Below are 25,922 nucleotides of genomic sequence, written 5' to 3' on the forward strand. Positions count from 1 at the left end.
GGTCGGCTCGCTTTATTGCGGCGGCAAGTACTTCAGTGGGTCGACGGGCTTGCCCTGACGGCGTACTTCGAAATGCAGCATCACGCGATCGGAGTCAGTATTGCCCATTTCGGCAATCTTCTGTCCCTTGGTGACCGCATCGCCCTCTTTTACCATCAAAGCCCGGTTGTGTGCGTACGCTGTCAAAAACGTGGCGTCATGCTTGATGATAATGAGATTGCCGTATCCGCGCAGCCCATTTCCGGCATAAACCACGCGGCCATCGCCTGCTGCCTTGACCGGATCGCCCGCTGCGCCGCCGATATTGATGCCCTTGTTCTTCGAATCGTCGAAGCCGTTGAGCAACGGACCGCGCACCGGCCACGCAAGCGCGATGCTGCCGCCCGGCGCCGCGGCCATGTCGCCCGTGCTGGCAGCGGGCGGCACGGCGGCTTGCGGCGCCGACGTGGCATTCGCACCCGAACCGATCATCGGCGGCATGGCAGCCTGCGAGCCCGGCGGCGGCGAAGCCGCCATACCCGGCACAGGTGCGGTCACGACGCCCGGCGTGTAGGCCGCAGCATTGCTCGCACCCGGCGGCACGACACGCAGCAACTGATCCACCTCAATCTGGTTCGGATTGGTGAGGTTGTTCCACGTGGCGATGTCGCGATAGTTCTGACCGTTTTCGAGCGCAATCCTATAGAGAGTGTCGCCCGGCTTCACCCGGTAATATCCCGGAGGCGGCGGACCGAGCGGCACCGGCGGCTGCGCGCCGGCCGTACCGAGCGGTGCGGTGCGGTCAACGACGGGCGCGTTGTCGAGACGCGTCGCGCAGGCCGTCAGGAGACAGAGCGCGATGACCGAGGCACTGCGTTGGGCCGCGGTCAGGTCGATATTCAAGCGTTTTCTTTGCATCGCGCGCAACATACTCATCGGTTTCAGATCACTCCGGATTTTAAAGGGACAAAGAAAACGCGATCAAGCCGCGACTCCCGCCATTGCGCCGGACCCGTGCGCTCCACGAGCGTGAGCACCTGGGTCTGTTCGTCCTGCTCGGCGACCGGCGCCACGAGCCGGCCGCCAATGGCGAGCTGCTCGAGCAGCGCCTGCGGCACGTCGAAGCCCGCGGCGGCAATCACAACCGCGTCGAACGGCGCCGCCGACGGCAAACCGAGCCGTCCGTCGCCGTAATGCAAGCGGATGTTCGGGATGCGCAGCGGACGCAGGTTCGTCTTCGCGCGCTCGTATAACGGCTTGATGCGTTCAATCGAATACACATCGCGTGCAATCCGGCTCAAGACCGCGGCCTGATAGCCGCAGCCCGTGCCGATTTCGAGCACGCGGTCGAGCTCCCGGCCCGCGCCCGCGAGTTCCAGCATGCGGGCGACGACCGAAGGCTTCGAGATGGTCTGGTGATGACCGATCGGCAGCGCCGCATCTTCGTAAGCCTGGGCCGCGAGACCCGGATCGACGAACATGTGGCGCGGCACGGCCGCGAGCGCCTGCAGCACGCGCGGATCGGTCACGCCATTGGCACGCAGGCGTTCGACCATGCGTTCGCGCACCCGTTCCGAAGTCAGCGCAAGTGCACCGTTGAGCGCAACGCCGGGCGCACCGGCGCTGGGCGTCACGTGCGGCCGCGCCTGCACGGCCGTGTGCGGCTGAGACGGCCTGGCGGACGGCGCCGACGCCCCTTGAAACGATTGCGCGGCACGCGTGCCGAGATCGGCACGCGGCTTGGCCGACGCGCTGCCTGGCGAACTACCCAGTGAACTACCCGACGAACCACCGGAAAGATGGCCAGGATGCGCGGATTTGCGCGCGGGCGAAGCCGCGCTGTGCGCGGCGCCCGGCGGCTTGGCGGCCTTGACGCCGGTGCCCGCGCCCACGACACCCGATGCGCCCGGACCGCGCGCACCCGGCGCGGCCTTCGCGACCGTGCCCTTCGCGATGCCGGGCTTGCTCGCGGACGCGAGCGAACCGCGCGCGTCGTCGCGACGGCGCGGCTCGCGCACGAGATCCGCGAGGCCCAGCGGGAAACGCTTCGTGCGCTCGCCCGTCATGAAGCGCCGCCGCCCTGGCGCACCCAGTCGTGCGTCGCCGGCAACATGTGCGTATGCGTGAGGTCGAGTTGCAGCGGCGTGATCGACACATGACCGTTCGCGACTGCGTGGAAGTCCGTGCCCTCGCTCGCGTCGCGCGCGCTGCCCGACGGACCGATCCAGTAGATCGGTTCGCCGCGCGGATTGGTTTCGCGGATCACGGGCTGCGAGGGATGGCGCTTGCCGAGGCGCGTCACGCGCCAGTCGCCGATTTCCTCGTAGGGCAGGTTCGGGATGTTGACGTTCAGCAGCGGGCTGTCCGGCAGCGGATGTTCGAGGTAATGCTTGACGATTTCGGCCGCGACGCGCGCGGCGGAATCGAGGTGCACCCAATCCTTCTCGACGAGCGAGAACGCAATGGCGGGCACGCCGAACATGATGCCTTCGGTTGCCGCCGCGACCGTGCCCGAGTAAAGCGTGTCTTCGCCCATGTTCTGGCCGTTATTGATGCCGGACACGACGAGATCGGGCTTGTGCTCGAGCATGCCCGTGAGCGCGATATGCACGGAGTCGGTGGGCGTGCCGTTGACGTAATAAAAGCCCGTCGAGGCCGAGCGCAACACCGAAAGCGGGCGCCACAGCGTGAGCGAGTTGGAAGCGGCGCTGCAGTTCTGCTCGGGCGCCATCACCGTGACTTCGCCGAGCGGCTTGATCGCTTCGTAAAGCGCGGCAAGGCCGGGGGCGAGGTAACCGTCGTCGTTGCTGATCAGGATTCGCATCAGCCGATTGTAACCGAGGAAAGAAGGCAGGCGAACGACAGGCGGAGGCCCGCTGCGTCGCCGCTTACGACTCCACGCGCGGCGCATTCCTACGATCGCTTTCATGAGATCGCAGGGCCATTTTCCGATGTTCCTCTTGTATGCTTCTTCGAAAGAAAACTGCACGACCGTTCGCAATCTGTCGGATTGCCGTACACTGTGCTGCTGTGCAGTATCCATGACCGAAGTGACAAGACAGGAGACACGATGCGCGCAATCCGCTGCAACCAGTACGGCCCGCCCGACACGCTCTCGATCGAGGAACTGCCCGACCTCGTGCCGGGCGCGGGCCAGGTCGTCATCGACGTGAAAGCCGCGGCCGTCAACTTCCCCGACGTGCTGATCATCGAGAACAAATATCAGGTCAAGCCGCAGTTGCCGTTCACGCCGGGTGCGGAAGTCGCGGGCATCGTGCGCGCAGCGGGCGAAGGCGTGAAGTTCGCGCCCGGCACGCGCGTGGTCGCCTACGTGGGCAACGGCGGCTTTGCGCAGCAGGCCATCGCCGAAGCGGCCGCCTGCGTGCCGCTGCCCGAAGGCGCCGACTTCGCGACGGCCGCCGCCTTCACGCTCGCCTACGGCACCTCGCATCACGCGGTGGTCGACCGCGCGGCGCTGCGTGCGGGCGAAACGATGCTCGTGCTCGGCGCGGCGGGCGGCGTGGGCCTCGCGGCGGTGGAGATCGGCAAGGCGCTGGGCGCGCGCGTGATCGCGGCGGCATCGAGCGAAGAAAAGCTCGAAGTCTGCCGCCGCTTCGGCGCCGACGCGACCATCAACTACACGACCGAGGATCTGCGCGAGCGCATCAAGGCGCTCACCGACGGCAAGGGCCCGGACGTGATCTACGATCCGGTCGGCGGCGAGTATGCGGAACCGGCGTTCCGCAGCATCGGCTGGCGCGGGCGCTATCTGGTGGTCGGCTTCGCCAACGGCGAGATTCCGAAGCTGCCGCTCAATCTCGCGCTGCTCAAGGGCGCGAGTCTCGTCGGCGTGTTCTGGGGCGATTACGCGCGCCGCGAACCGAAGAACAATGCGGCTGCGTTCGCGGAGATGGTCGGCTGGATCGGCGAAGGCAAGCTCAAGCCGTATGTCTCGAAGCGCTACACGCTCGACGAAACCGCGCAGGCGCTCAAGGACATGGCCTCGCGCAAGGTCACCGGCAAGATCGTCATCGAACCCTGAGTCGCGAATCGGCGTCCGGAACCGGCATCCGGTTCGCGCACAATGAAAAAAGGCTCGCTGAATGCGAGCCTTTTTGTTGTTGCAACGGCCACGCAGGCCGCCGCGCGCTACACGACCTGCTGCTCGTGCAGCCGCGCGATCTGATCGGCGTCGTAGCCGAGCGAGCGCAGCACTTCGTCGGTGTGCTCGCCGAGCGCCGGACCGAGCCAGCGCGTGTCGCCAGGCGTCGCCGAGAGCTTGGGCGTGACGCCGGGCAGCGCGATATCGACGCCCTCGCCCGGCTCGCCAGCTTCACCATTCGCGCCCTTCGTCTGCCAGCGGAACTGCTGGATCATCTGGCGCGCGGCGAACTGCGGATCGGTGAACATGTCTGCGGCGCTGTAGATGCGGCCCGCGGGCACGTCGGCGGCATTGAGCACGTCGAGCGCCTCGTCGATGGTGCGCGACGACAGCCACGCGGCAATCGCGCCATCGATCTCGGCGGTGCGCGGCACGCGACCGTCGTTGTGCGCGAGCGCGGGATCGCTGGCGAGATCCTCGCGCTCGATCGCCGTCATCAGCCGTTTGAAAATCGGATCGCTATTGCCGCCGATCACGATGCTGCCGTCGCGGCACGGATACGTATTCGACGGCACGATGCCCGGCAGCGACGCACCCGTGCGCTCGCGCACCATGCCGTACACGCCATATTCGGGCACCACGCTTTCCATCATGTTGAAGACGGCTTCGTAGAGCGCCACGTCGACGATCTGACCGCTGCCGCCGTTCATGTTGCGATGATGCAGCGCCATCATCGCGCCGATCACGCCATGCAGCGCCGCGATCGAATCGCCGATCGAAATGCCGATGCGCGGCGGCGGCAGTTCGGGATAGCCGGTGATGTGACGCAGACCGCCCATCGACTCGGCAATCGCGCCGAAGCCCGGACGATCGCGATACGGCCCGGTCTGGCCATAGCCCGACAGCCGCACCATCACGAGACCGGGGTTGTGCTTCGAGAGCACGTCGTAACCGAGCCCGAGTTTTTCGAGCAGCCCGGGCCGGAAGTTCTCGACGACGATGTCCGCCTCCGCCGCCAGACGACGCACGATCTCCTTGCCCTCTTCGGCCTTGAGATTGACCGTCACCGACTTCTTGTTACGCGCCTGCACGGCCCACCAGAGCGATGTGCCGCCGGCCTCGGGCCAGAGCTTGCGCCACTTGCGCAGCGGATCGCCGCCTTTCGGGTCTTCGATCTTGATGACTTCGGCGCCGAACTCGCCCAGAAAGCGCGCGGCGAACGGGCCCGCGATCAGCGTGCCGAGTTCGAGCACCTTCACGCCCGCGAGCGGACCCGCGCTTTTTGCATCGGCGTTCGCGCCGGTGTTGGCTCCCGTCTGGGCGACGGATTCGTTGGATGCGGCTGCGCTCATGTGTCTCCTTGCGTGTTCTTCGCTGCGGCTCGGGTCGCTTGCATCGAGCCGCTTACATCGAGCGGCGGTCGAGCATCGCGCGCGCGATCGTGCCCGCGTCGACGTATTCGAGTTCGCCGCCCACCGGCACGCCGCGCGCGAGTCGCGTAACCGCGAGGCCGCGCGCCTTGAGCGTCTGGCCGAGATAGTGCGCGGTCGCCTCGCCTTCGTTCGTGAAGTTGGTCGCGAGCACGACTTCCTTGACGACGCCGTCGGAGGCGCGCTTCACGAGGCGGTCGAAATGAATTTCCTTGGGACCGATGCCGTCGAGCGGGCTCAGATGCCCCATCAGCACGAAATACAGCCCGCGATACGTAAGGGTCTGTTCGAGCATGATCTGGTCGGCGGGCGTTTCGACCACGCAGAGCAGCGTGGGATCGCGCTCATCGTCGAGACAGGTTTCGCACACCTGAGCTTCGGTAAACGTGTTGCACTTCTCGCAGTGCTTGAGGTTCTCGGTGGCGAACGTGAGCGCACGGCCGAGCTTTTCGGCGCCTTCGCGGTCGTGCTGCATCAGGTGATAGGCCATGCGCTGCGCCGACTTCGGCCCGACGCCGGGCAACACGCGCAGCGCTTCGACGAGCGCCGACAGGGCGGAAGGTTGTTTCATGCGGATTCAGCGCGGCAAAGCGGTAAGCGGACGATAAACGGACAAGAGCGATCGATGATCCCGCCATCGACGCGCGCTCAAGTCAACCAGCAAAGCCGCTCAGCGAGCCGTTCTGCTCGCGCGGCAAACCGCGCACAGGGCCACGCGCATGCGCGGCCCGGCGCGGGTACATCGGTACATCAGCGGTGCGCGCGCACGCCGGTCCATGCGGACCCGCGGCACGCGGCAACCTGCCTTAGAACGGCATCTTGAAGCCCGGCGGAATCGGCAGACCGGCCGTCATGCCGCTCATCTTTTCCTGCGACGTGGCTTCGGCCTTGCGCACGGCGTCGTTGAACGCAGCGGCGACGAGGTCTTCGAGCATGTCCTTGTCGTCGGCGAGCAGGCTCGGATCGATCGACACGCGGCGCACGTCGTTGCGGCAGGTCATCGTCACCTTGACGAGACCGGCGCCCGCCTGCCCCTCGACTTCGATCTGGGCCAGCTGCTCCTGCGCCTTCTTCATGTTTTCCTGCATCTGCTGGGCTTGCTTCATGAGCCCGGCGAGTTGGCCTTTCAACATTTCATTGCTCCTTGTGGATCATGGTGATGCGTCACGCGCGCGGCGACGGAGCACGCTCCGCGCCGCGCGGCGCAATTCAATGGGCGGCCTGGCCGCCCTGCGCGGCTTCGGGCGCGATCGGCCGGATCGAACCGGGCACGATGCTCGCGCCGAAGTCGCGAATCAGTTGCTGCACGAACGGATCGGCACCGATCACGCGTTCGGCGTCGCGCTGACGCTCGGCGCGCGCGGCGGCGTCGAGCGCGGCGGCCGTGCGGCGCGCCGGACCGACCGTCACGTCGACCTCGACGGGCTTGCCGAGCGCTTCCGCGAGCGCCGTCTTGAGCTTGGCGACCTGCGAGCTTTCCGCGTACTGCGGCACCGGCACGCTGAGCTTGAGCACGCCGCCATCGAGCGCGGTCAGTTCGCTGTTGAACGCGAGCTGATACGAAATGCCCTTGAGCGGCAGCGTCGCGGCCAGCGCGGGCCAGTCGCCGTTGAAGCCGATCGCGTCGAGCGCGATGCCCGGCGGCAGCTTGCTCACGTCGACGACAGCAGCGGAAGCGGCTGAACTCGCGCGCGGCGCGGCGTTTCCGTTGTCGAACGACGGCGCGAAGCCGTCATCGGACGACGAGAAATACGCATCGTCGGCACCGATCGGCATGTAATCGTCGGGCGGCATGTCGTCGAACTGACTGCCCCACGGCGGCGCGTCGGACGCATCCTGACGCGCGGCAGCGGCGCGCGGCTGACGTCCCTGCGCTTCCTGCGCGGCGGCGGCGCGACGCGCGGGATCGGGCGTCGGCACCTTCACTTCCATGCGCGGCTTGTCGAGCTTCGGCGCGGGCGCAGCAGGCGCGGAGGCGCCGGCCGGCGTGCGCGCGGCGGAACGATCCGTCGAGACGCGCAGGCCCTTGTTGCGCAGCAGATCGAGCGCGGCGCTCGCGCCGCTGCGTCCGCCCGCCGATGCAGCGGGCGATTCGAACGGGTCGTCGGACGCTTGCTGCGTTTGGGCAGGCACAGGCGCGGGCGCGGGTTCGGCGGCAACAGGCTCAGCCGCTGCGACGGCTTCATCCGCCGGTTTCGCGCTCGCGGCTTCGATCAAAGCCGGTTCCGGCGATGCAAGCGGCGACTCCGCCACGGCTTCCGCGCTGACAGCCTCGACCGGCGCGGCAGCGGCTTCGGCTTGAACCGGAGCTGCGGTCGCTTCGTCTTCCCACGGCGGCACGACGCGCGGCTGCGCGGCGCTCGTTTCAACCTTCGCGGGTTCAGCAGGCGCGGGCTCCACCGGCTTCGCGGCCGCAACAGGCGCGGGCTCCGGCGTAACGACGCCCGGCGTAACGACGCCCGGCGTAACCGGCGCGACCGACGTGACCGGAGCAACCGGCACAGTCACACGCGGCGCAGCAACGGGCGCGGCAACCTGCGGCTGCGCATCGGCACGCGATACCGGCGCGGCGCTCACAGCCGGCGCCGACGCACGCGCACTCGCTGCGCTGCTCGCGACACCCGCCGCAGCCGGCTTCGACGCCGGCGCGCTACCGACACTCCCCGCGCTCACAGAAGGCTCGAACGCCAGCATGCGCAGCAGCGCCATCGTGAAACCCGCATACTCGTCGGGCGCGAGACCCAGTTCGCTACGACCCAGCGTGGCGATCTGATAATAAAGCTGGACCTGTTCCGGATTCAGCGCCTGCGCGAAGCGGCGCACATCGTCGGCCTCGGGCCATTCGTCGAGCACCGAAGCCGGCGCAAATTGCGCCCAGCCGATGCGATGGAACAGACTCGCGAGATCCTGCAGTGCCGTCGAGAACGACAGGCTGCGCAGCGCCATTTCGTCGGCGATCGACAGCACGTTGGGGCCGTCGCCGGCCACCAGCGCGTCGATCAGGCGAATCAGATAGCTCTGGTCGAGTGCGCCGAGCATGCCGCGCACGGCCTCTTCCGTCACCTGATTGGCCGAATACGCGATCGCCTGATCGGTCAGCGAGAGCGCGTCGCGCATCGAACCGTCGGCGGCGCGCGCAAGCAGACGCAGCGCCTGCGGCTCGAACTCGACTTTTTCTTCGCCGAGAATATGCGTCAGATGCTCGACGATATTGCCGGCGGGCATCTGCTTCAAATTGAATTGCAGACAGCGCGAAAGCACGGTGACTGGAATCTTTTGCGGATCGGTCGTCGCGAGAATGAACTTCACGTGCGGCGGCGGCTCTTCCAGCGTCTTCAGCATCGCGTTGAAGGCGTGGTTCGTGAGCATGTGCACTTCGTCGATCATATAGACCTTGAAGCGCGCATCGACCGGCGCGTAGACGGCGCGCTCGAGCAGCGCGGCCATTTCGTCGACGCCGCGATTACTCGCCGCATCCATTTCCACGTAATCGACAAAGCGCCCTTCGTCGATTTCCCGGCACGCGCGACATACGCCGCACGGCTTGGACGTCACGCCGGTCTCGCAATTGAGCGCCTTGGCGAAGATGCGCGAGAGCGTCGTCTTGCCCACGCCGCGCGTGCCCGTGAAGAGGTACGCGTGATGGAGACGCCCGCCGTCGAGCGCATGCGTGAGCGCGCGCACCACGTGCTCCTGTCCGACGAGCGAAGCGAAATCCTTCGGTCGCCACTTGCGTGCGAGAACTTGATAGGTCATCCGGAAATTGTATCAGCAACGCCCGCGCGCTCCGATGAATCGGAAGGCGCCGAACGCCTTGTGTGCAGGCGCGCGGAACGGGGTCGCCCATGCGCGGCAAAACCGGTGCGAAAGCGCGCGCAAAAACCGCTCGACGCTGGTGCAAACGGGCATGACGCGAAACGATAAACGTGCGGAAGCCGGATGCTACGCGAGCAAGTTGACGCAATAGAAAAACCGGAGAAGACCGACGGAAAACTGCGAGGGGATGCTGCAAGACGCGCGCGAGGCGCAAGAAGAAAAAGCGAAGGTGACGAGCCTGACCCTCGGCACTGGCGGAAAACGGCTGTGGCTGCTTCGTTCCCGACCTGACCAGGTTGACCGCCCCACCATGCGAGGAGGCCCGTCACGAAGCATTCTAACATCGCTGGACCCGAATTGAGAATGCCGCACTGCAAAACTCTTTGCGCGGGGCCGCCGACCATCCGCGGGACGGCTGCTGCAATGCCCTTCCAGCGGCCCTTCCACGGACTTCGCGCGGTCTCTCGGCAAAGTCCTTGCAAAGCCGCGCCGCGACACCATATCGAGATTGTGCGATATGTCGGGTTCCCCACGCTGGCATTGCATTACAGTGCGGCAGCACGCAGTCAGGCTGTGCGGCACACGGAGAATCGGCATACGCCTGTGCGCCCTGTTGCATGCAATCCGTGCACGCGACGCACGAAATGAAGGGAAAAATGTGGGAAACCCTGCTGCCGACCTGCGTACTATCACCGTCGGCAACGCATAGGGATTTAGGCTACACTGGCGTCGATCGTCGTCAGGACAGCCTTGGCGACTCGATCCGGTCCCGCCCGGCAAGGCTTGGGCATCGCCGGATATATTCTGGTTTTTGGTGTATCGTGGCGAGCAATTCAATCAGCCTCGATCCGAAAGAGGTATTCATACAATGAGCGAACAAATCAAGCACATCAGCGACGCATCGTTCGAACAGGACGTCGTTAAATCCGATAAGCCCGTCTTGCTGGACTTCTGGGCCGAATGGTGCGGCCCCTGCAAGATGATCGCGCCGATTCTCGACGAAGTCGCGAAGGACTACAGCGACCGTCTGCAAGTCGCGAAGATCAACGTCGACGAACATCAGTCGACGCCGGTGAAGTTCGGCGTGCGCGGCATCCCCACGCTGATCCTCTTCAAGAACGGCGCCGTCGCGGCGCAGAAGGTCGGCGCCCTGTCGAAGTCGCAGCTCACCGCGTTCCTGGACAGCCACCTGTAAAAGCGTTCCGGCCGCCGCGCACCCTGCCCTCACGGCAGCCGCGGCAGTGCTGAAAGGCGCATCAGGTCGGTCACGGGCATGTTGTCAGCCGACAACATGCCCGTTAAAAACATGCTGAAACATGCCGCAGGGCTTCACTGGCGGTTTCTGGCGTGTGCTATGCTAGAATTCATAAAGCGTCGTATCCGGCGCCCTTATATAAGTCCTTGAGCGGTTCCGCTCGTTCTTTTCCCCCTGACTTCTTTTCGTCGCATCCTCCCCGACGGGTTCTCCGTATGCATCTTTCCGAGCTCAAGTCTCTGCACGTGTCCGAATTGATCGAGATGGCCAATGGCCTCGAGATCGAAAATGCGAACCGCCTGCGCAAGCAGGAACTGATGTTCGCGATTCTCAAAAAGCGCGCCAAGACGGGCGAAACGATCTTCGGTGACGGCACGCTTGAAGTGCTGCCGGACGGATTCGGCTTCCTGCGCTCGCCGGAAACCTCGTATCTCGCCAGCACGGACGATATCTATATCAGCCCGTCGCAGATCCGCCGCTTCAATCTGCACACCGGCGACACGATCGAAGGTGAAGTGCGTACGCCGAAGGACGGCGAACGCTATTTCGCGCTCGTGAAGGTGGACAAGGTCAACGGCCAGCCGCCGGAAGCCTCGAAGCACAAGATCATGTTCGAGAACCTCACGCCGCTGCACCCGAACAAGGTGCTGCTGCTCGAGCGCGAAATGCGCGGTGAGGAGAACGTGACGGGCCGCATCATCGACATGATCGCGCCCATCGGCAAGGGTCAACGCGGCCTGCTGGTCGCATCGCCCAAGTCCGGCAAGACCGTGATGCTTCAGCACATCGCGCACGCCATCAAGCAGAACCACCCCGACGTGGTCCTGTTCGTGCTGCTGATCGACGAGCGTCCGGAAGAAGTGACGGAAATGCAGCGTTCGGTCGCGGGCGAAGTGATCGCCTCGACGTTCGACGAACCGGCCGCGCGTCACGTGCAGGTCGCCGAAATGGTGATCGAAAAGGCCAAGCGCCTCGTTGAAATGAAGCACGACGTCGTGATTCTGCTCGACTCCATCACGCGTCTCGCGCGCGCCTACAACACGGTCGTGCCGGCTTCGGGCAAGGTGCTGACGGGTGGTGTGGACGCTAACGCGCTGCAACGTCCGAAGCGTTTCTTCGGCGCGGCGCGTAACATCGAAGAAGGCGGTTCGCTCACGATCATCGGCACCGCGCTGATCGAAACCGGCAGCCGCATGGACGACGTGATCTACGAAGAGTTCAAGGGCACGGGCAACATGGAAGTGCACCTCGAGCGCCGTCTCGCGGAAAAGCGCGTCTATCCGTCGATCAACCTGAACAAGTCGGGCACGCGTCGCGAAGAGTTGCTGATCAAGCCGGACATCCTCCAGAAGATCTGGGTGCTGCGCAAGTTCATCCACGACATGGACGAAGTCGAAGCAATGGAATTCCTGCTCGACAAGATTCGCCAGACGAAGAACAACTCCGAGTTCTTCGACATGATGCGCCGCGGCGGCTAAGGCCTCGCGCCCCGCTCGATGCAGCATCTGAAACGCCCGCTCCCAGCGGGCGTTTTTCATTTCCGGATGCGTTAGGACGCGTTAGTGCGCTGATTTCACACAATAAACCGTTGCGGATACGCGGAGCCCCAACCTGTACGTGAACGTTCACGTTGGACTATAATTCGGGGCTGTATTCACTGCCGCCTGCCCGGCCGGCCACCGATGTCCAGACCCGCCAGACCGGACCCCGCTCCGGACGCCAACCCGCTCCTCACCGTGCGCGACGCCGCCTTGCGGCTGAACGTCACGCCACGCACGCTCAAATACTACGAGGAACGCGGACTCGTGACCCCGACGCGTAGCGAAGGCCGCTACCGCCTCTACGACGAACACGATCTTGAGCAATTCGCGCGCATTCTGCGCTTGCGTGCGCTCGGCTTTTCGCTGCACGGCATCACCGAAATGCTCAAGCGTCCGCTGGAATCGGTCGGCGACGGCCGGCGGCGCTACTCGCACGAATCGCTGCAACAGATCGCCGACGCGCTCGCGCAGCAGATCGACACGCTCGATGCGCGCATCGGCGCCGTGCGGCGCGAGTTGAAGGAAGCGCAAAGCGTGCGTGCCGAACTCGCCGACGATCTCGACTACCTGAAGCGTCGCCTCGCGGGCGAACCGTCCGAAGCGCTGATCGGCGAACGTCTGGCCGCCTCGCGCCGACGCCAAGATGCCGAACGCGGCGCACCACCGCTCGCCCAGGCGCCCTCGTCCACCGCACTCAAATCCGCGAACAAGCCAGGCCATGCGCGCGCGAGCAAGGGCGCAGAAAAGCGCGGCGCAAAGCGCACGCAAAAGCAGTCCGACGACGAAGACGGAGGCGAACGCGCATGAGCGCCACCTCCACCCGCGAACCGCTCTTCAGCGCCGCCCGCCTGCGCGGCGACTTCCTCCCCTGGGTCCTCGCCATCGCGACCGGACTCGACTACTACGACAACGCGATCTTTTCGTTTTTCACGAGCTACATCGCGGGCGGCATCAACGCCTCGCCCGACGAGCTCGTCTGGTCGTCGAGCAGTTATGCCGTGTGCGCGGTGCTCGGCATCCTGCAGCAGCAATGGTGGGTCGAACGCGTGGGCTACCGGCGCTACGTGGGCGGCTGCCTGCTGCTCTATGCCGCGGGGTCGGTGGCGGCGGCGCTGTGCGAATCGTCGATCGAACTGGCTTTCGCGCGCGGCTTCCAGGGCTATTTCATCGGCCCGATGATGGGCACCTGCCGCATCCTCATTCAGATCAGCTTCACGCCGCAGCAACGCCCCGTCGCCACGCGCGCGTTCCTGATCCTGATCGTGCTGTCGAGCGCGCTCGCGCCGCTCGTCGGCGGCTATCTGGTGTCGTATTTCGACTGGCGCGCGCTGTTCGCCTTTTCCGCGCCGGCGGGCGTGCTCTACGCCGTGCTGGCGCTGCTCGCGCTGCCCGATTCCGGCCACGTGCTGCCCGAGGAGCGCGGCGCGTCGCACTTCTGGCCGTACATTATCTTCGCCTTCGCGCAAGGCGCGCTGCAGATCGCCATGCAGCAGGTGCGCTTCGAACTCTTCACCACGTCGCCGCAAATTCCGCTGCTGACGCTCGCGGGCATCGGCTCGCTCGCGTGGTTCGTGTGGCATCAATGGCATCATCCGAAGCCGCTCGTGCGGCTGCACGCGCTGCGCGAGCGGCCGTTCCAGGTCGGGCTGCTGCTGTACATGTTCTACTACTACATGACCACGGTGCTCAGCTATCTGGTCTCGCGCTTTCTCGAAAGCGGTCTCGACTATCCGGTCGAAAACGCCGGCCGCCTCACCGGCATCACCTCGCTGATTTCCGCCACCGCGCTGTTTCTTTACTTCCGCTATGCGAAGTTCGTCACGCACAAGAAGTGGATCATCGTGCCGGGCTTCCTGCTGGCGTTTTTCGTGGCGTTCTGGATGACGAAGATGACGCCCGACGTCAGCGAGACGTGGCTGATTCCGCCGCTGCTGCTGCGCGGCCTGTTGCTGCTGTTCATCGTGCTGCCGGTGGCCAATCTCACCTTTCGCATCTTCGATATCGACGAGTTCACACACGGTTACCGCTTGAAAAACATCGTCCGTCAGTTGACGATATCGTTCGCGACCGCCACGGTCATCATCGTCGAGCAGCATCGGCTGGCGCTGCACCAGACGCGGCTCGTGGAATTCGTGAATCCGCTCAACCCGATCTTTCAGGACACGTTCGCGAAGCTGACGCACACCTTCGAGGCGCTCGGCCGCTCGCCGGGCGAAGCGCACGGCCTCGCGCTCGCGCAGGTCAGCCGGATGGTGGCGCAGCAGGCGAGCTTCCTGAGTTCGCTCGACGGCTTCTACTATCTGATGGGCGCGGCGATCGTCGGCGCGGTATTCGCCGCGTGGCAAAAGCAGATCGACTGAACACAACTGACGCGATGCTTTCGAAACTCTCCAGCTGGTTCGGCGCGCGCCGCCGCGAAAAGGCGCTGCGCACCTATGCGATCGACGACGTGCTCTGGCAGGCGACGCTCGAGGGACTGCCCTTTCTCGGCCACCTCGACGCCGCCGATCTCATACGCCTGCGCGAACTCACAAGCCTGTTCCTCGCACAAAAGGAATTCTCGACCGCGCACGATCTCGAACTTACCGACGCCATGACCGTGGCGATCGCCGCCCAGGCCTCGCTGCCCGTGCTGAATCTCTCGCTCGATCTGTACAAGGGCTGGGTGGGCGTGATCGTCTATCCGGGCGAGTTCGTGATCCGCAAGACCGTGGAGGACGAGGACGGCGTGGTGCATGAAGTCGAGCACGACGCGAGCGGCGAGGCGTGGGAAGGCGGCCCGGTGATCCTCTCGTGGGAAGACGCGCAGATGACCGACGGCAGCGACGCCTACAACGTCGTCATCCACGAGTTCGCGCACAAGATCGACATGCTCAACGGCGAAACCGACGGTCATCCGCCCCTTTATCGACGCTGGCACGCCCCGCTCGACGCGCAGGCGTGGGCCGATGTGTTCGACAACGCCTACGACCAGTTCTGCGACAAGGTCGATGCGGTGCCGGAACGCCGCTGGAAGCGCTTCGAACGTGACTCGCTGATCGATCCCTATGCGGCCGATCACCCGTCGGAGTTCTTCGCCGTGTGCAGCGAGGCGCTGTTCGTCACGCCGAAGGCCTTCGAGGCCGAATATCCGGAGCTTTACCGGCTGCTCGCGCGCTATTACCGTCAGGATCCGGCACGGGTGGGCGCGCTCGACGGCCAACCGGCCTGAAAAAGCTGTCGCGGGCCCGCAAAAATTCGCCAACCAGCTGATTTTCTGGCATAATCGCGTTTTTTCGACCTTGGGCAAGTGGCTCGCGCGAAGAGCGCCGCGACATGGGTGTTGCGGGCAACGTGGGTTGGCTACCGCCAGATTTTAGGAAAGATCATGAAAGAAGGCATTCACCCGGATTACCGCGAAGTTCTGTTCATCGACGTGTCGAACGATTTCCGTTTCGTGACGCGCTCGACCATCCAGACGCGCGAAACCGCCGAATTCAACGGCAAGACCTACCCGCTCGCGAAGATCGAAGTCTCGTCGGAATCGCATCCGTTCTACACGGGTACGCAGAAGATCATGGACACGGCCGGCCGCGTCGAGAAGTTCAACAAGAAGTTCGGCGCACGCGCTACGGGCAAGGCAGCGAAGTAAGCTTCGCTCTCCGGTCATCGTGCCGGACCCGCACAGACGTGTACAAAAAGGGCAGCCCAGGCTGCCCTTTTTTGTTGCCCGCGCCGTCTTACCGGATTTTTCCGACGCTTTCCGACGCTTGTTGCAGCTTACGCTGACACACTGCCGCCGCCCCGCCGTGACGGTCCGGTTTCGACCATCGACCGCTTCATTGCGCCGGCAAGCGTTGGCAACAGCTGACAAGCGTCGCTTGCCGTGACGCGCGCGAGCCTGCCCGGCTAGAATGCCGGATGCTCCGCAACGGCCGCCCGCGACCGTTGCGCTTACTCGAATTCCCTCGCACTGCATGAAGCCAGCCATTCGCCTGACCGCCTCCGCCACCAGCGCCCTGCCGCGCTGGCTGCTGCTGACCATCTGTATCATCTTCGCGTCGTTCGGCCTGTTCGGCCGCGATCCGTGGAAGAACGAGGATGCGGCCGGCTTCGGCGTGATGTGGACCATGGCCGGCGGCACCTCGCACGACTGGCTGCTGCCCAACCTCGTCGGCAAGTACGTGACCGAGAACGGTCCGCTCGGCTACTGGCTCGGCGCGCTGTGCATCCGCGTGTTCGCGCCGTGGGTGGACGCGAGCAACGCCTCGCGCATCGCCACCGGCGTGCTGTTCTGCCTCGCCTGCGCGTTCGTCTGGTACAGCGCCTATCTGCTCGGCCGCCGCGCCGAAGTGCAGCCGTTCAAATACGCGTTCGGCGGCGAGCCCGAGCCGCGCGACTACGGCCGCACGCTCGCCGACGGCGCCGTGCTGATTCTGCTCGCCTGCTTCGGTCTCGCCGAGCGCGGCCACGAAACCACGCCGCAACTGATGCAGTTCGTCGGCATCGCGATGCTCGTCTACGGCCTCGTGCGCGCCATCGACAAACCCATCCAGGGCGCGCTCTGGTGGGGCCTCGCGCTCGGCATCGTGATGCTCGCGGCCGGCCCCGTGCTGGTTGGCGCCCTGCTGATCGGCACGCTTGCGATGCTCGCCGTCGCACCCGAAACGCGTTCGCGCTGGCTGCTCGTGGCCGGCTTGCCGGTCGCGCTCGTGGTGGGGCTGTCGTGGCCGCTGCTCACGCTGCACATCTATCCCGACGACGGCGTCTGGTTCCTCAACCAGTGGGCGCGCACCAACGTCAACGCGTTCGCCGGGCCGCCGGGCACGGTGCTGCGCTACGCGGCCAAGAACCTGCCGCTGTTCACCTGGCCGGCCTGGCCGCTCGCGATCTGGGCGTGGGTCAGCTGGGCCGGCCTGCGCCGCGCGCCGCACATCGCGATTCCGCTTTCGGTGATCGTGCCGCTGCTGATCCTCGTGGTCGTGCAGAGCCACGAAACCAACCGCCTGTTCATGCTGGTGCTGCCCGCGGTCTGCGTGCTCGCGGCTTTCGCGCTGCCCACGCTCAAGCGCGGCGCGATCAATGCAATCGACTGGTTCGCGGTGCTGAGTTTCACGATCCTCAGCACCTTCGTGTGGCTCGTGTGGCTGGCGGGCATGACGGGTTTCCCGGCGCCCCTCGCACGCAATCTCGCACGCCTCGCACCGGGTTTCGCGCCGCAATTCAAGATTCTCTCGTTCGTCTGCGCCGTGGCCGTGACGCTGTGCTGGATCGCACTCGTGCAATGGCGCGTGGCGCGTCATCCGAAAGTGTTGTGGCGCAGCGTCGTGCTGTCGAGCGGCGGCACCACGCTGATGTGGGTGCTGCTGATGACGCTCTGGCTGCCGGTCGTGAACTACAGCCGGACCTATAAGGATGTCGCGCAGCAGATCGCCGCGCACCTGCCCGCCGACTACCAGTGCATCTCGCCCGTGCGCCTCGGCGACGCGCAGATCGCCACCTTCGCCTACTTCGGCAAAATGCACTTCTCGTTCGACGAGGATTGCGACGTGATCCTGCGACAAGACACCCAGGACTACGGCGAGCCGAGCTCGATGTCGAACTTCGTCTGGAAGCTGGTCTGGGAAGGCCGCCGCGTCGCCGACCGCGACGAGCGCTTCCGTCTCTACGTGCGCATCGACCGCCCGCAGCCGCCCGTCAAAAAACATGTCTGGCGCAAGCGCCCCGACTGAGGCCGCGGTGACGACGACGTTCCTCGCCGACATACGGCGCATCGCCGGGCTCGCCTGGCCGGTGCTGATCGGCCAGCTCGCGATCATCGCGTTCGGCGTGATCGACACGGCGATGGTCGGCCGCTACTCGGCGCTCGATCTCGCCGCGCTCGGCCTCGGATCGTCGATCTACGTCTCGGTGTACATCGGTCTCACGGGCATTCTCACAGCGCTTCAGCCCGTGACCGCGCAGCTCTACGGCGCGCGCAAGGACACCGAGATCGGTCTGGAAGTGCGCCAGGCCTTCTGGCTCGCACTCGTGCTGATGGTGATCGGCTTCACGATCCTCTATTTTCCGGGCCCGCTGCTCGACCTCGCGCGCGCGCCCGAAGCGCTGCGCGAACGCACCATCGGTTATCTGCGGCTGCTGTCGTTCGGCCTGCCCGCCGCGCTCGCGTTTCGCATCTACAGCTCGCTCGCCAACGCCGTGGGACGGCCGCGTCTCGTGATGTTCCTGCAAGTGGGCGCGCTGATCGTCAAGATTCCGCTCAATACCTGGCTGATTTTCGGCGGACTCGGCGTGCCCGCGCTCGGCGGTCCGGGCTGCGCGCTGGCGAGCACGTCGATCAACTGGGCGCTCGCGTTGTGCGCGGCGATCGCGATCACGCGCGTGGATGTCTTCGAGCCGTTCGAGATTTTCAAGCACTTCTGCTGGCCCGAATGGAAACGGCAAGCGGAACTGCTCAAGCTCGGCATTCCGATGGGACTCTCGTATCTGATCGAGGTGACGTCCTACACCTTCATGGCGATTTTCATCGCGCGCCTGGGCACGACGACGCTCGCCGGACATCAGATCGCCGGGAACATGGGCGCGGTGCTGTACATGACGCCGCTCTCGATCGGCGTGGCGACTTCGACGCTGGTTGCGCAGGCGCTGGGCGCCGAACGCCACGCGGAGGCGCGCACGCTCGCGCGTCATGGCGTGATGACGGCGGTTGCGATTGCCTGCGTGTTCGGTGCAATCGTGTTCGTGCTGCGGCCGCTGATCATCGGCGCGTATACGCCCGATCCGGCCGTGGCGATCGCGGCGATGCCGCTGGTTGCGATCGTCACCGTGTATCACGTGTTCGACGCGCTGCAGATCACCACCGCTTTCGCGCTGCGCGCCTACAAGGTCGCCGTGGTGCCGACCGTGATCTACGCGATCGCGCTCTGGGGCGTGGGACTGGGCGGTGGCTACGCGCTCGGCTTCGATGTGTTCGGCAACCTGCCCGTCTGGGCGACCGGCGCGCGCGGTTTCTGGCTCGCCAATGCGGCCAGTCTGGTGATCGCGGGCGCAGGGCTCGCGGTGTATTTGCAGCGTGTGAGCACGCGGTATTTAAAGGCGGCGTAGTCGAAGCGATGATGGCGGCGAGGCCGACGTCATCGCGTTAAAGACCGGCGTTTTCATTTAGCACTCGACGTGGTCGAACCGCCACCGCCCCGAGTTGCAGAATCGCGCACACTTGGCAGTTAGTTGCGTAACTCGTCGACATCACGCCACCCCGCGCGCCGCCTCCACCGTCTGCGCGGCGTGATACGACGACCGCACCAGTGGCCCCGCCACCACCTCGCGAAAGCCCATCGCCAGGCCCGCCTCGCGCAGCGCCGCGAATTCGTCCGGATGCACGTAACGCCGCACCGGCAAATGAAACCGCGACGGCGCCAGATACTGCCCGATCGTCAGCACCTCCACGTCGTGCTCGCGCAGATCGCGCATGGTTTCGAGCAATTGCGCATCGGTTTCGCCGAGCCCGACCATCAGCCCCGACTTCGTGACGAGCGCCCCACCCGCGCCACTCGCGGCCTTCGCGCGCGCCAGCAGTTGCAGCGAGCCGCGATAATCCGCGCCCGGACGCGCCGCGCGATACAGCGACGGCACCGTCTCGATGTTGTGATTGAACACATCGGGCCACGCCGCCGAAAGCGCATCGAGCGCGCGCTCGATGCGTCCGCGAAAATCCGGCGTCAGCACCTCGACGCCAATGCCCGGCACGCGCTCGCGCACCCGCGCGACGCAGCGCGCGAAATGCGCCGCGCCGCCGTCGCGCAGATCGTCGCGATCGACCGACGTGATCACCACATGCCGTAAGCCGAGCGCCGCGACCGCCGACGCGAGATGCGCGGGTTCATCCTCATCGAGCGGCGCCGGCCGCCCGTGCGCGACGTCGCAGAACGGACAGCGCCGCGTGCACAGCCCGCCCATGATCATGAACGTGGCCGTGCGCTGCGCGAAGCACTCGCCGATGTTCGGGCACATCGCCTCCTCGCACACCGAATGCAGCCGATGCTCGCGCAGCACGGCCGCCACGTCGGCGACCGTCGTGCTCATCATCGGGCGCGCGCGCAGCCAGGGCGGCTTGGGCAACGCCGCGCCCTCGCCCGCCGGCACGATCTTGACGGGAATGCGCGCGAGCTTCTCGCGGCTGCGCAAGCCGTGCTGGCCGAGCGCGGTGTCGCCGGCGCGCGGCGTGTCGGACGCGACGGGCTCCATCTCAGCCTCCCGCGTCGAAAAAAGCCTTGAGCAGGCGATTGATCTCGGCGGCGGCTTCCATCTGCACCATATGCCCCTTGCCCGCGATCACCTCGACCTGCACCGTGGGCGCGAGTCCCTGCGCGTGGCGCGCCGGAATGATCTGATCGGCGTCGCCCCAGATCACCAGCACTTTGGGCGCAAGCGTCGAGAGCCGGTCGCGGAACACACGCCGCTGCGCGCCGCCCGCGAAACTCTGCGACGCGATCTTCGCGAGCGCGTCCTGCACGCCTTCGAGCCGCTTGTACTTCACGAGGTCTTCGACGAGCTGACGCGTGACGAGCGCCGGATCGGCGAACAGCTTCGTCACGTGCGGCTTGAGCACGTTGCGGTTCGTTGCGCTCGCGAAGCCCTCGATATACGCACCATCGATTTCGTCGCCGAGACCCGCGCTCGCGATCAGCGAGAGCGACGCGACGCGCGTGGGCGCGCGCTCGGCCACGGCCATCGCCACCGCGCCGCCCAGCGAATGCCCGACCAGATGCGCGCGCTCGATCTTCTGCGTGTCGAGAAAATCGATCACGCTCTGCGCGAGTTCGTCGAGCGCGCCGCTTTCGACCGCCTTGCCCGACTCGCCATGCCCCGGCAGATCGAGCGCCCACACGGTGCGTCCCGTCGCGAGATCGGCGTGATTGAACAGCCAGTTGTTGAGATCGCCGCCGAAACCGTGGATCAGCACCACGGGTGTGCCGTCGCCCTCGCCCAGCTTCAGCCAGCGCACCGTGCGGCCACCGATCTGCGCCTTCTCCGGCTGGGGGCCCGCGTCGGCGTCGCCCGCTTTGGCAGGCACGAAGTCGCGCTGGAATTCAGCGACGGCCGCATCGATTTCGGCGTCCGATGTTTCCTGATCGGCAACGACGCCGAGCAACGCGCCCACCGGCAGCGTATCGCCCTCCTGCGCAATCTGTCGTCGCAAGATGCCGTCGAACGCGCACTCGACGCCCGAGGCGATCTTGTCGGATTCGACGTCGAGCAGTTCGTCGCCCTTCGAGACTTCGTCGCCGGGCGATTTGAGCCAGCCGTTCACCTGGCCCTGCTCCATCGACAAGCCCCATTTGGGCATCGTGATCATGTGAATCGGCATGACTTCAGCTCCTTGCGGCACGCGCGGCGGCGGCGATCTGATCCGCCGAGGGGATGTAAATGTCTTCGAGCGAGGCCGCGAACGGCACCGGCGTATGCGGCGCGGTGACCATGCCGACCGGCGCTTTCAGGTCGTGAAACGCTTTCTGCGCGACCAGCGCGGCGATGTCCGTGGCCATCGAGCAGCGCGGATTCGCTTCGTCCACCACCACCACGCGACCCGTGCGGCTCACGCTTTCGAGGATCGTGTCCTCGTCGAGCGGCGAGGTCGTGCGCAGATCGATCACGTCGGCTTCGATGCCGTCTTTCGCGAGCTTCTGCGCCGCGTCGAGCGCGTAATGCACCATGCGCCCGTAAGTGACGATCGTCACGTCGTCGCCATCGCGCACGATATTGGCCTCGCCGAACGGAATCGAATACGACTCCTCGGGCACGTCGCCTTCCATCGTGTAGAGCAGCTTGTGCTCGCAGAAAATCACCGGATCGTTGTCGCGGATCGCGGCGATCATGAGCCCCTTCGCGTCATACGGCGTGGCCGGGCACACGACCTTGAGCCCCGGAATATGCGTGAACAGCGACGTGAGCATCTGCGAGTGCTGCGCCGCCGCGCGCAGACCCGCGCCGCACATCGTGCGAATCACGACGGGCGTGACCGCCTTGCCGCCGAACATATAGCGGAACTTGGCCGCCTGATTGAAAATCTGGTCGAAGCACACGCCCATGAAGTCGATGAACATCAGCTCCGCCACCGGCCGCAAGCCGCACGCGGCCGCGCCCACCGCCGTGCCGATAAACCCGCCTTCCGACAGCGGCGTATCGAGCACGCGGCCCGGAAACTTGCCGTACAGCCCTTTCGTCACGCCGAGCACGCCGCCCCATGCGTCCTGCTCGCCGGGCGCACCCGCGCCGCCCGCGTTGTCCTCGCCCATCACGATCACGCTTTCGTCGCGTGTCATTTCTTGTGCAAGCGCTTCGTTGATCGCCTGCGAATAAGTGATTTTCCGTGCCATTTTTGTCTCCTTGATCTGGAATCCTGACTAATCATCGTTCCCGGCGCAGCAGGCGCTCAGGGATAGGACACGTACACATCGGTCAGCAGCGCTTCGGGCGCAGGCAGCGGCGCGGCCTTCGCCTTGGCCACCGCGTCGTCGATCAGCGCCTTCACTTCCGTATCGACTTTGCGCAGGTCGTCGGTGCTGGCGAGTTCCGCGCGCACCACGCGCTCCTCGAAACGCTTGAGGCAATCCTTTTCCTCGCGCAGCTTCTGCACTTCGCCGGGCGCGCGATAGGTCTGCGCATCGCCTTCGAAATGGCCGAAATAGCGCGACAGTTTCATTTCGACGAGCGTCGGGCCGCCGCCGTTGCGCGCCCGCGCGATGGCTTCGCCGAGCGCTTCATAAACGGCGAAGAAGTCGAATCCGTCGACGATCACACCAGGCATGCCGAAGCCGTTGGCGCGATCGGCGATATTGTCCGCGGCCACCGACCATGTCGATGACGTCGCTTCCGCGTAACCGTTGTTTTCGGCGACGAAAATCACCGGCAGACGCCACACCGAAGCGAGATTCATCGACTCGAAGATCACGCCTTGATTCGACGCGCCATCGCCGAAAAAGCACACGCCCACGCCGCCGGTTTTCTTCTGCTTCGCCGCGAGCGCCGCGCCGCATGTAAGCGGTCCGCCCGCCCCGACGATGCCGTTCGCGCCCAGCATGCCCTTCGAGAGATCGGCGATATGCATCGAGCCGCCCTTGCCGCGACACGAACCGGTTTCGCGCCCGTAGATCTCGGCCATCATCTCGCGCACGTCCACGCCCTTGGCGATGCAATGGCCGTGACCGCGATGCGTGGTGGCCACGTAATCGGCATCGTTCAGGTGGCTCATGACGCCGACCGCCGACGCCTCCTCGCCCGCATAGAGATGCACGAAGCCCGGAATCTCGCCGGTCGCGAACTCGACGTGCAGACGCTCCTCGAATTCACGGATCGTGCGCATCGAGCGATACGCCGTGAGCAACTGCTCCTTGTTCAACTGATTCGACATGGTTGTCTCCTGATGAAACACAATGAGTCGTGCCTGAGTCGTTTCTGCGTTGCCTTCAATGAAACGTGAAGCCTCCATCGACGTTCACCGACTGGCCGGTGACGTTGTCCATCGTCGCGAAGAACAGGGCGAGCCGCCCCATGTCCTCCGGCGTTTGCGCGCGGCCTTGCGGAATCAGCGCAAGCTGATGGCGCTGCCACGATTGCTCGACGCTCTCGCCTTCGTTCTTCCATTCGTCGGAGAGCCGGTCCCACATGTAGGTGCGCACGATGCCCGGACAGATCGCGTTGACCGTGATGCCCTCGCGCGCGACTTCCTTCGCGAGCGCGTTCGTGAAGCCGACCACCGCGAACTTCGAGGCGCTGTAGTGCGCGAGATTCGGAAAGCCTTCCTTGCCCGCGATCGACGCGACGTTGATGATGCGACCGCGCTTTTGCATCAGAAAATGCGGCAGCGCAGCCTTGCAGCCGAGAAACGTGCCCTTTGCGTTCACGTCCATGACGAAGTCCCAGTCGCGCTCCGATAGCTCGGCGACCGGATGAATCGAAATCACGCCCGCGCAGTTCACGAGAATGTCGAGGCCGCCGAGTTCCGAAATCGCCCGCGCGATCATCCCGTCGATCTGCGCGGCCTGCGTGACGTCGACCTTGCAGGTGAGCACGCGGCGGCCGAGTTCCTGCACCTCCTTCGCGGTCTGTGCGAGCGCTTCGTCGAGCAGATCGGCGAGCAAGACATCGGCGCCCGCACGCGCGAGCGTGAGCGCTATGCCGCGTCCGATACCGCGCGCGCCGCCAGTGACGACCGCGACCTGACCTTTAAGGGGTTCGTCCATGCTGATGTCTCCTGTTTTTAAGGCGTTGGCGAGAAAAACCTTCAAACGCGCCGGCATGCGTACACCTGCGCACACAAGCGCGGACCTGCGTCCTCATGCACGCGTGGCCGCCGCGCGCAGCAACTGATGCGAGGCCGCGTAACGCAAGGTGCGCGCGACATCGACGGTCAAAGGGCCGCCCCAGTCGAGCGCCACTTCGTAGCGGTCGCCGCGCGACGGTTCGATCTCGCGCTCGCCGTCGAAGGCGAGCGTGCCGTGGCCCGCATCGAGCGGCATCGGCATGCCGACTTCGAGCCGCTGGCACGTGCGCATGTTGAGCCGTTCGATGCGGCCCGGCGCGATCGGCGCGAGTATCGGCACGCCTTCGCCGCCGGCGTCGGCATCGCCGAACGTCATGTGCAGACCGTGCGCCGCGTCTCGTCCGACCGGCGCCCACGCGCCGCCGATCGACGCGAGCCCGATGCCGTCGGGCGGCGCGAAGGCCAGAAATAATGATTCGATATCCGAACTATCCGAAATCGCCCGCGCGCCAACGAACGGTTGCCGCGATACGCAAACATCGACCAGTGCGATTTCCTCGCGGCCCAGCGCCGGTCCTTCGACGCAGCGCGCGACCAGCCGCTTGTTGCGCGCGAGCGCGGCCTCGGCGGGCACCGCGCCGGTGGCCACGAGCGCGCCGGCAAGGCCCGCGACGGTGGCCTCGCGCAGTTCGGGGAACGCGTTATTGGTGCCGGTGGAGAGCGCGAGCAAGGGCGTGTCGCCGCTATGCGCCGCGACCGCGCGATGCGTGCCGTCGCCGCCCAGCACGGCGATCAGCGCGACCCGTTCGCGCACCATGTGAGCGACGCCCGCGTGCGTGTCGGCGGCGCTGTCGCTGATCGGCAGATCGATGAAATCGACGGTCGGCCAGCGCTCGTGCCGCGCCACCGCCGCATGCGTTTCGAGCGCGCGCAGCACCAGCGCGGCGACGCCGGTCTTATCGCGCAAGGTGATCACGCGATCGACGCCGAATGCGCCCAGTCCCGCGAGCAGTCGCACGACCATGTTGGCTTTCTCGGCCGTCGGAAATACGGAAGCATGCGTGGTGAGGCGGCGGATGTCGCGTCCCGAAGCCGGGTTCGCGATCACGCCTACGGTCACGGGCGTCGTCACGGGCTTTGTCTCCTGATCCGCGCAAGGGCGGACCGATTGTGTCGGCGACGCTTGCCGATTGCGTTTGCGCGTCGCGTTTGTGCGTCATGTTTGTCCGCAGACTCTGCAAGCGTTGTGCCAACGCGTGCGCGCCGCGCGTTCACGCAGACGGAATGCCGCTGCGACAGGGCTTTGCGGCCGATTCGCAAGCGCGCCGCGATCAGCGTCGCGTGGCGCGACGGCGTCTCAACACGGCCTGCGTTGAGCTCGGGGGCGAAGTGCACTGCAGCGAAACGCGCGGACGCAATCGCGCCGCGCCCCGCACGACGCACCCGACCCGCCGTTGTGCAGGCCCGCATGCGCGTCTCGCGACACACTGAGACGATCGTCTCAGCCATCTCGCTTGCTGCGCTGCGGTGTGATTGCGCGCGCGGGATGTGCTACAAA

22 protein-coding genes and 1 other RNA gene are annotated in these 25,922 nt (G+C 65.6%); 9 read left to right on the top strand and 14 right to left on the bottom strand.

What is annotated here, in order from left to right; all coding sequences use genetic code 11:
• Window positions 1–12: 12 nt before the first annotated feature.
• From G5S35_RS07680 to surE, 3 genes are read right to left on the bottom strand one after another with little or no spacing between them, the layout of a single operon-like run.
• Window positions 13–915, bottom strand: coding sequence for a peptidoglycan DD-metalloendopeptidase family protein (locus G5S35_RS07680; RefSeq protein WP_065060036.1), 903 nt, complete (start codon window positions 913–915; stop codon window positions 13–15).
• Between the two features lie 5 nt (window positions 916–920).
• Complete coding sequence (locus G5S35_RS07685; RefSeq protein WP_074984213.1) at window positions 921–2,045, bottom strand: protein-L-isoaspartate(D-aspartate) O-methyltransferase; 1,125 nt, start codon at window positions 2,043–2,045, stop codon at window positions 921–923.
• Window positions 2,042–2,803, bottom strand: coding sequence for a 5'/3'-nucleotidase SurE (gene surE, locus G5S35_RS07690; protein ID WP_074984214.1), 762 nt, complete (start codon window positions 2,801–2,803; stop codon window positions 2,042–2,044). The genes G5S35_RS07685 and surE overlap by 4 nt, the downstream gene beginning before the upstream one ends.
• Before the next feature lie 246 nt (window positions 2,804–3,049).
• On the opposite strand from surE, the gene G5S35_RS07695 reads away from it, so the two are divergent.
• The gene (locus tag G5S35_RS07695) at window positions 3,050–4,021 is read left to right on the top strand and encodes an NADPH:quinone oxidoreductase family protein (RefSeq protein ID WP_074984216.1); all 972 of its coding nucleotides are present in this window, start codon (window positions 3,050–3,052) and stop codon (window positions 4,019–4,021) included.
• A 107-nt stretch (window positions 4,022–4,128) separates the two neighbouring features.
• Here the strand turns inward: G5S35_RS07695 and G5S35_RS07700 are convergent, their stop codons facing one another.
• The 5 genes from G5S35_RS07700 to ffs form a co-directional block, all read right to left on the bottom strand.
• Window positions 4,129–5,433 (bottom strand): CaiB/BaiF CoA transferase family protein, encoded by a 1,305-nt coding sequence (locus tag G5S35_RS07700; RefSeq protein ID WP_237181265.1) that lies wholly within the window; start codon window positions 5,431–5,433, stop codon window positions 4,129–4,131.
• Between the two features lie 52 nt (window positions 5,434–5,485).
• Window positions 5,486–6,082 carry a recombination mediator RecR gene (gene recR, locus G5S35_RS07705; RefSeq protein WP_065060041.1) on the bottom strand — a complete coding sequence of 199 codons (597 nt, stop codon included), beginning with the start codon at window positions 6,080–6,082 and terminating at the stop codon, window positions 5,486–5,488.
• A gap of 235 nt (window positions 6,083–6,317) precedes the next feature.
• A complete protein-coding gene (locus G5S35_RS07710) occupies window positions 6,318–6,644 on the bottom strand; it encodes a YbaB/EbfC family nucleoid-associated protein (RefSeq protein ID WP_027818382.1) in 327 nt (108 codons plus the stop codon).
• A 76-nt stretch (window positions 6,645–6,720) separates the two neighbouring features.
• Window positions 6,721–9,267, bottom strand: coding sequence for a DNA polymerase III subunit gamma/tau (locus G5S35_RS07715; protein ID WP_183038132.1), 2,547 nt, complete (start codon window positions 9,265–9,267; stop codon window positions 6,721–6,723).
• A gap of 288 nt (window positions 9,268–9,555) precedes the next feature.
• An RNA gene (gene ffs / locus G5S35_RS07720) (signal recognition particle sRNA small type) lies at window positions 9,556–9,654 on the bottom strand.
• 541 nt (window positions 9,655–10,195) lie between these two features.
• Here ffs and trxA point away from each other — a divergent pair.
• The 8 genes from trxA to G5S35_RS07760 all read left to right on the top strand — a co-directional run bounded on the left by trxA (window position 10,196) and on the right by G5S35_RS07760 (window position 19,206).
• Window positions 10,196–10,522, top strand: a complete 327-nt coding sequence (gene trxA, locus G5S35_RS07725; RefSeq protein WP_065060043.1) for a thioredoxin TrxA — start codon at window positions 10,196–10,198, stop codon at window positions 10,520–10,522.
• Between the two features lie 275 nt (window positions 10,523–10,797).
• Window positions 10,798–12,060 carry a transcription termination factor Rho gene (gene rho, locus G5S35_RS07730; protein ID WP_027818379.1) on the top strand — a complete coding sequence of 421 codons (1,263 nt, stop codon included), beginning with the start codon at window positions 10,798–10,800 and terminating at the stop codon, window positions 12,058–12,060.
• Between the two features lie 204 nt (window positions 12,061–12,264).
• Window positions 12,265–12,930: a MerR family transcriptional regulator gene (locus tag G5S35_RS07735; RefSeq protein WP_183038133.1), complete on the top strand. Its 666-nt coding sequence runs from the start codon at window positions 12,265–12,267 to the stop codon at window positions 12,928–12,930.
• On the top strand, window positions 12,927–14,483 hold the full coding sequence (locus G5S35_RS07740; RefSeq protein WP_074984219.1) for an MFS transporter: 1,557 nt from the start codon (window positions 12,927–12,929) through the stop codon (window positions 14,481–14,483). The genes G5S35_RS07735 and G5S35_RS07740 overlap by 4 nt, the downstream gene beginning before the upstream one ends.
• 14 nt (window positions 14,484–14,497) lie before the next feature.
• Window positions 14,498–15,334: a M90 family metallopeptidase gene (locus tag G5S35_RS07745; RefSeq protein ID WP_065060046.1), complete on the top strand. Its 837-nt coding sequence runs from the start codon at window positions 14,498–14,500 to the stop codon at window positions 15,332–15,334.
• Between the two features lie 156 nt (window positions 15,335–15,490).
• Window positions 15,491–15,754 carry a type B 50S ribosomal protein L31 gene (locus tag G5S35_RS07750; RefSeq protein ID WP_065060047.1) on the top strand — a complete coding sequence of 88 codons (264 nt, stop codon included), beginning with the start codon at window positions 15,491–15,493 and terminating at the stop codon, window positions 15,752–15,754.
• Between the two features lie 325 nt (window positions 15,755–16,079).
• Window positions 16,080–17,834 carry an ArnT family glycosyltransferase gene (locus G5S35_RS07755; RefSeq protein WP_065060048.1) on the top strand — a complete coding sequence of 585 codons (1,755 nt, stop codon included), beginning with the start codon at window positions 16,080–16,082 and terminating at the stop codon, window positions 17,832–17,834.
• Between the two features lie 7 nt (window positions 17,835–17,841).
• Window positions 17,842–19,206, top strand: coding sequence for an MATE family efflux transporter (locus G5S35_RS07760; RefSeq protein ID WP_074984221.1), 1,365 nt, complete (start codon window positions 17,842–17,844; stop codon window positions 19,204–19,206).
• A gap of 141 nt (window positions 19,207–19,347) precedes the next feature.
• Here the strand turns inward: G5S35_RS07760 and lipA are convergent, their stop codons facing one another.
• The 6 genes from lipA to G5S35_RS07790 all read right to left on the bottom strand — a co-directional run bounded on the left by lipA (window position 19,348) and on the right by G5S35_RS07790 (window position 25,496).
• Window positions 19,348–20,346 carry a lipoyl synthase gene (lipA, locus tag G5S35_RS07765; RefSeq protein ID WP_183038135.1) on the bottom strand — a complete coding sequence of 333 codons (999 nt, stop codon included), beginning with the start codon at window positions 20,344–20,346 and terminating at the stop codon, window positions 19,348–19,350.
• 1 nt (window position 20,347) lies between these two features.
• Window positions 20,348–21,469 (bottom strand): acetoin dehydrogenase dihydrolipoyllysine-residue acetyltransferase subunit, encoded by a 1,122-nt coding sequence (locus G5S35_RS07770; protein WP_183038136.1) that lies wholly within the window; start codon window positions 21,467–21,469, stop codon window positions 20,348–20,350.
• Between the two features lie 4 nt (window positions 21,470–21,473).
• Window positions 21,474–22,478 carry an alpha-ketoacid dehydrogenase subunit beta gene (locus tag G5S35_RS07775; RefSeq protein ID WP_065060052.1) on the bottom strand — a complete coding sequence of 335 codons (1,005 nt, stop codon included), beginning with the start codon at window positions 22,476–22,478 and terminating at the stop codon, window positions 21,474–21,476.
• A gap of 56 nt (window positions 22,479–22,534) precedes the next feature.
• Entirely contained in the window at window positions 22,535–23,512 is a 978-nt protein-coding gene (locus tag G5S35_RS07780; protein WP_065060053.1) for a thiamine pyrophosphate-dependent dehydrogenase E1 component subunit alpha, read from the bottom strand.
• A 55-nt stretch (window positions 23,513–23,567) separates the two neighbouring features.
• Window positions 23,568–24,344 carry an SDR family NAD(P)-dependent oxidoreductase gene (locus G5S35_RS07785; protein ID WP_065060054.1) on the bottom strand — a complete coding sequence of 259 codons (777 nt, stop codon included), beginning with the start codon at window positions 24,342–24,344 and terminating at the stop codon, window positions 23,568–23,570.
• 93 nt (window positions 24,345–24,437) lie between these two features.
• Window positions 24,438–25,496, bottom strand: a complete 1,059-nt coding sequence (locus tag G5S35_RS07790; protein WP_183038137.1) for an ATP-NAD kinase family protein — start codon at window positions 25,494–25,496, stop codon at window positions 24,438–24,440.
• Window positions 25,497–25,922 lie beyond the last annotated feature (426 nt).

Source organism: Paraburkholderia tropica (assembly GCF_014171495.1).
Lineage (GTDB): Bacteria > Pseudomonadota > Gammaproteobacteria > Burkholderiales > Burkholderiaceae > Paraburkholderia > Paraburkholderia tropica.

Coding starts and splice junctions, on each gene's coding strand:
- G5S35_RS07770 (WP_183038136.1), bottom strand. CDS start 21,469: ATGCCGATTCACATGATCACGATGCCCAAATGGGGCTTGTCGATGGAG.
- G5S35_RS07735 (WP_183038133.1), top strand. CDS start 12,265: ATGTCCAGACCCGCCAGACCGGACCCCGCTCCGGACGCCAACCCGCTC.
- G5S35_RS07775 (WP_065060052.1), bottom strand. CDS start 22,478: ATGGCACGGAAAATCACTTATTCGCAGGCGATCAACGAAGCGCTTGCA.
- G5S35_RS07785 (WP_065060054.1), bottom strand. CDS start 24,344: ATGGACGAACCCCTTAAAGGTCAGGTCGCGGTCGTCACTGGCGGCGCG.
- G5S35_RS07740 (WP_074984219.1), top strand. CDS start 12,927: ATGAGCGCCACCTCCACCCGCGAACCGCTCTTCAGCGCCGCCCGCCTG.
- G5S35_RS07755 (WP_065060048.1), top strand. CDS start 16,080: ATGAAGCCAGCCATTCGCCTGACCGCCTCCGCCACCAGCGCCCTGCCG.
- G5S35_RS07750 (WP_065060047.1), top strand. CDS start 15,491: ATGAAAGAAGGCATTCACCCGGATTACCGCGAAGTTCTGTTCATCGAC.
- surE (WP_074984214.1), bottom strand. CDS start 2,803: ATGCGAATCCTGATCAGCAACGACGACGGTTACCTCGCCCCCGGCCTT.
- G5S35_RS07685 (WP_074984213.1), bottom strand. CDS start 2,045: ATGACGGGCGAGCGCACGAAGCGTTTCCCGCTGGGCCTCGCGGATCTC.
- lipA (WP_183038135.1), bottom strand. CDS start 20,346: ATGGAGCCCGTCGCGTCCGACACGCCGCGCGCCGGCGACACCGCGCTC.
- G5S35_RS07700 (WP_237181265.1), bottom strand. CDS start 5,433: ATGAGCGCAGCCGCATCCAACGAATCCGTCGCCCAGACGGGAGCCAAC.
- G5S35_RS07695 (WP_074984216.1), top strand. CDS start 3,050: ATGCGCGCAATCCGCTGCAACCAGTACGGCCCGCCCGACACGCTCTCG.
- G5S35_RS07680 (WP_065060036.1), bottom strand. CDS start 915: ATGAGTATGTTGCGCGCGATGCAAAGAAAACGCTTGAATATCGACCTG.
- G5S35_RS07710 (WP_027818382.1), bottom strand. CDS start 6,644: ATGTTGAAAGGCCAACTCGCCGGGCTCATGAAGCAAGCCCAGCAGATG.
- trxA (WP_065060043.1), top strand. CDS start 10,196: ATGAGCGAACAAATCAAGCACATCAGCGACGCATCGTTCGAACAGGAC.
- recR (WP_065060041.1), bottom strand. CDS start 6,082: ATGAAACAACCTTCCGCCCTGTCGGCGCTCGTCGAAGCGCTGCGCGTG.
- rho (WP_027818379.1), top strand. CDS start 10,798: ATGCATCTTTCCGAGCTCAAGTCTCTGCACGTGTCCGAATTGATCGAG.
- G5S35_RS07745 (WP_065060046.1), top strand. CDS start 14,498: ATGCTTTCGAAACTCTCCAGCTGGTTCGGCGCGCGCCGCCGCGAAAAG.
- G5S35_RS07780 (WP_065060053.1), bottom strand. CDS start 23,512: ATGTCGAATCAGTTGAACAAGGAGCAGTTGCTCACGGCGTATCGCTCG.
- G5S35_RS07715 (WP_183038132.1), bottom strand. CDS start 9,267: ATGACCTATCAAGTTCTCGCACGCAAGTGGCGACCGAAGGATTTCGCT.